Origin of the sequence: Citrifermentans bremense R1, from assembly GCF_000426865.1 — a bacterium.
GTDB lineage: Bacteria > Desulfobacterota > Desulfuromonadia > Geobacterales > Geobacteraceae > Geomonas > Geomonas bremensis.
Genome location: NZ_AUGE01000071.1, coordinates 1 through 3141 on the forward strand (window position 1 = coordinate 1; position 3141 = coordinate 3141).

6 protein-coding genes are annotated in these 3141 nt (G+C 52.7%); all 6 read left to right on the plus strand.

All coding sequences use genetic code 11. The annotated features are described in order from the left end of the window. The first annotated feature begins 121 nt into the window (after positions 1-121). The 6 genes from K419_RS0118765 to K419_RS0118790 all read left to right on the plus strand — a co-directional run bounded on the left by K419_RS0118765 (position 122) and on the right by K419_RS0118790 (position 2837). On the plus strand, positions 122-394 hold the full coding sequence (locus K419_RS0118765) for a hypothetical protein (RefSeq protein WP_026842886.1): 273 nt from the start codon (positions 122-124) through the stop codon (positions 392-394). A 209-nt stretch (positions 395-603) separates the two neighbouring features. Beyond that, on the plus strand, positions 604-981 hold the full coding sequence (locus K419_RS0118770; RefSeq protein WP_035497586.1) for a DUF6573 family protein: 378 nt from the start codon (positions 604-606) through the stop codon (positions 979-981). Next, positions 981-1499: a hypothetical protein gene (locus tag K419_RS0118775; RefSeq protein WP_026842888.1), complete on the plus strand. Its 519-nt coding sequence runs from the start codon at positions 981-983 to the stop codon at positions 1497-1499. The genes K419_RS0118770 and K419_RS0118775 overlap by 1 nt, the downstream gene beginning before the upstream one ends. Before the next feature lie 291 nt (positions 1500-1790). Further along, entirely contained in the window at positions 1791-2228 is a 438-nt protein-coding gene (locus tag K419_RS0118780) for a transthyretin-like family protein (RefSeq protein ID WP_026842889.1), read from the plus strand. Between the two features lie 13 nt (positions 2229-2241). Then, the gene (locus K419_RS24335; RefSeq protein ID WP_264175625.1) at positions 2242-2376 is read left to right on the plus strand and encodes a hypothetical protein; all 135 of its coding nucleotides are present in this window, start codon (positions 2242-2244) and stop codon (positions 2374-2376) included. Further along, entirely contained in the window at positions 2367-2837 is a 471-nt protein-coding gene (locus K419_RS0118790; protein WP_026842890.1) for a hypothetical protein, read from the plus strand. Before K419_RS24335 ends, K419_RS0118790 begins: the two co-directional genes overlap by 10 nt. Positions 2838-3141 lie beyond the last annotated feature (304 nt).

Sequence of the window (3141 nt, forward strand, 5' to 3'; positions counted from 1 at the left end):
CGCATAACATTCCTTTGTGATTGCAATGTGTTACGCGCCGTAGTGTACCATAAAACTGCTCTTTTCTGTACTTAGTTTTTCAACAACCTGCTAGCGGGGCAGTTTCATACTTGAGGCCAATATGGCTACCCATAAATACCCACCGATAGATGACATCCACCAGTACCAGAGGTATGAAATCCGACCCGTCAGGCAGTTCCGAGGCGAGGACGGCGAGCTGGTCACCGAGGTCTGCGAGGAGGAACTGGCCACCGGCTGGTGCCTGTACGGCGTCCGCCATGCAATTGAAATCTCCGAAATTGCGGTCGCATTGACCGGCAGCGTAGGGCACGGAGAGGACAAAAAAACTCCTGGTTGCTCGCTATATAGCGCAAATGACGACGAGGCAAAATGAACACAAAGGGGCCGTGGATAATTTTTATGCGGGAGCGTGACCTAAATCGAGGCATCGTTTTTTGCGGCCCCAAAAACCTACAACGGGCTGTGGCCGACCCGCAACATGAAAACCTGCATTATCAACGACCACCGGTACATCGAGACATTGTTTGCGTTTCTTGAAAGTGCTTCAATTCGAAAATTCTACGCATCTGCATAGGAGCGGTAATGTTTTCAGACGCTGAAGTTATCCATTCATACAGTCGCGCCCAAGCCTTTTCCGATGGCGTCCTGGTTAATTTATCGGCCAATTATCCTGACCTCTGCAAACGGCACCACCGGTATCCAATCGCGTGTACGGCTGCTGTCTGGCATCTGATTGAGCTGGCGGTAGACGAATCCAACGGGTCGAGCCATGCCGGATGGATACATGATATATTGTGGATGAGTAAGTTTCCGACCACAAAATATAGTGATGGCGTTGGCGAAGTCGTCGAGTTTGTGGTTGGGCTGCCCGAAGGAAAATACCTCCAGATGAAGGCTCATGTCGGCCCAGGCGACCAAGGGGAAGCAGTAATCACCGTAATGCTCAAGGGAGAGGACTAGTGCTGCTTACACAGGCTCAGTCGTTGGCAAATGACATTTTGGCGATTGCCAAAAAAAATCTGACCGCGGCGGGACATCTGACGCCAGTCGTGATCCTTTACCAAAAATCCGACAGTGCCCAGTATCAGTACGATTCGCAAATTGTGCCTGTGCAGTATGCCAATGATGACGAAAAATATCAGATGCTCTCGTGGGTTCAGCAGCTAATCAGAGACCTGCATTCAGTCGCCGCATGCCATATTTCTGAGGCCTGGATGGCTACGACAACTCCAGGCGACACGCTGAAGACACCGGTGCGCGACCGCGATACCCGCAGCGAAGTCATCGTTATCACCTTCAAATCGGTGGCGTTTTCCTTCGCTACGATTTTGCCATTTAATCGTCACGAGGGCGGCACGATCACGTTCGGTGACGCCATCACCTACGACGTGGAAACCAAGATTTTCGGAAAGGTTTTCGAGGATTTGGCTAATAAAAAAACTGGCAAACAAAAAGGTGAAACTGCTCTGTGCCACTGAGGTGAACTGATGGATATCGAATTAGAAAATTGTCCTGACTGCGACGCCGCGCCTGGACAACCACACAACGATGGCTGCGATGTCGAGAGGTGCTCAGTCTGCGGATTGCAGTGGCTCTCGTGTGAGTGCGAGGGTCACGACCCGCTTTTTAGCCGTTGGACGGGGCTTTGGCCGGGTGAGGGCGAATGCCTGGCACTAAAATGGACGACGCAGTCTGGCTTGCCAGATCTAAACCGATTTTACAGCAGTGGACTGCACGAGATTTTTTTCGTCAAGCCAACGAGGTGATCTATGCGTAAACTCCTAGCAATCCTCATTCTCCTCCTCGCCGGATGCGGGTCAGGGGCGTCCGATCCGCCAGCTCAGGCCATCACCGGCACGGCACAGGTCGGTGCCTCCAAGTCGGCCACCGTGTTCTTGAAGGACTCAACTGGTACGCAATTCATTACCACGACCGACGCCAACGGCCATTTTTCCTTCGACACCCAGCGTCTCGGCGTCAAAGCGCCGTCCATGCTCAAAGCTGTTTTCAGCAACAGTAGCACGGCCTATGGTCTGGCCCAGAGCGGTAATAGCCTCGTATCGCTCGATCAGGCCAATACCATCATCCTGACGTTGGCGAATACCTGGACGACGCTGGCCGTCGCCTATGTCAATTTCTCGATGCAATTTTTCTGGTTTATGTTCAATAACGTCTATCAGTTTATCAACTTGCTGCCGCAGCCATAAGGAGGGCGGAGCCGTGGAAACCGAAATCTGGCCGGATTTTGAGAAAATCTTTGGACAATTTGTCGTTGTCGGCGTTGCATCGGATCCGCAAATGCTTAGCCTCGAAAAGTTGTGGAAAGATATATTGAGGCGGCCGACTTGCGCCTAGAGCGAGCGATAAGGCGGGCTTTCTATCGGGCCCCGCAAAAAAGGTTGCGACAGGCGCTGGAGACTGAAACAAATTATCTATCACTCCACGCCTCGGTGGCTGTAGCTGCACAGGCACGGGACTATCAGCTGGCAGTGGATAATTTGGTCGATGCGTTCCGATTGTTAGACCGGTATTACTGGCAGGCGCATAAAAGGTTGCTTCAGGTGTGCGAGCGGGCTTGCGACTGGGCTTTTATTTCGTTTGCCGGCGGTGGCCTCCTCACGATGGTGGTCACACCGGACAGATGGAAATTAATCCTCTGCATGTGTGCATCCGGCATCGCGATGCTGGGCCATGTGGCCATCTTGCTATGGGTGCTCTGGCTGGCCCCACATCTGCGGGAGACGTACCCGCGCCGACAGAGTGAATATGTCTCCACGATGCTCAATGCCCGCGGTCTGAGGTGCGAGGTGGAGTAATTTGGGGTGCCAATAGACTCCACCCCTGAGACAGAGGCAGGGCATAACGCAAAAGGCTGTCACAAGGGTTCGTTTCGACTTTTGACAGCCTTTTTCCGCAACATCTAAGACCTTATTGACAAAAAACGGAGGAAATGTGGCCATTATTGGATATGCGAGGGTATCGACTGAGGAACAGGGACTGGAGGTGCAAATGGAGCAGCTCAACGCTGGAAATGCCCCGGTTTCGTAGACAGTCAGTTAAGCGGCAAGGCTGAGTTGGTCTACCTCGTAAGGGGTCCGGTACCCCAGTGAGGAGTGGATC

Excerpts from the sequence above, each read along its gene's own strand:
- K419_RS0118765 (WP_026842886.1), top strand. The coding sequence starts at position 122 with ATGGCTACCCATAAATACCCACCGATAGATGACATCCACCAGTACCAG.
- K419_RS0118770 (WP_035497586.1), top strand. The coding sequence starts at position 604 with ATGTTTTCAGACGCTGAAGTTATCCATTCATACAGTCGCGCCCAAGCC.
- K419_RS0118780 (WP_026842889.1), top strand. The coding sequence starts at position 1,791 with ATGCGTAAACTCCTAGCAATCCTCATTCTCCTCCTCGCCGGATGCGGG.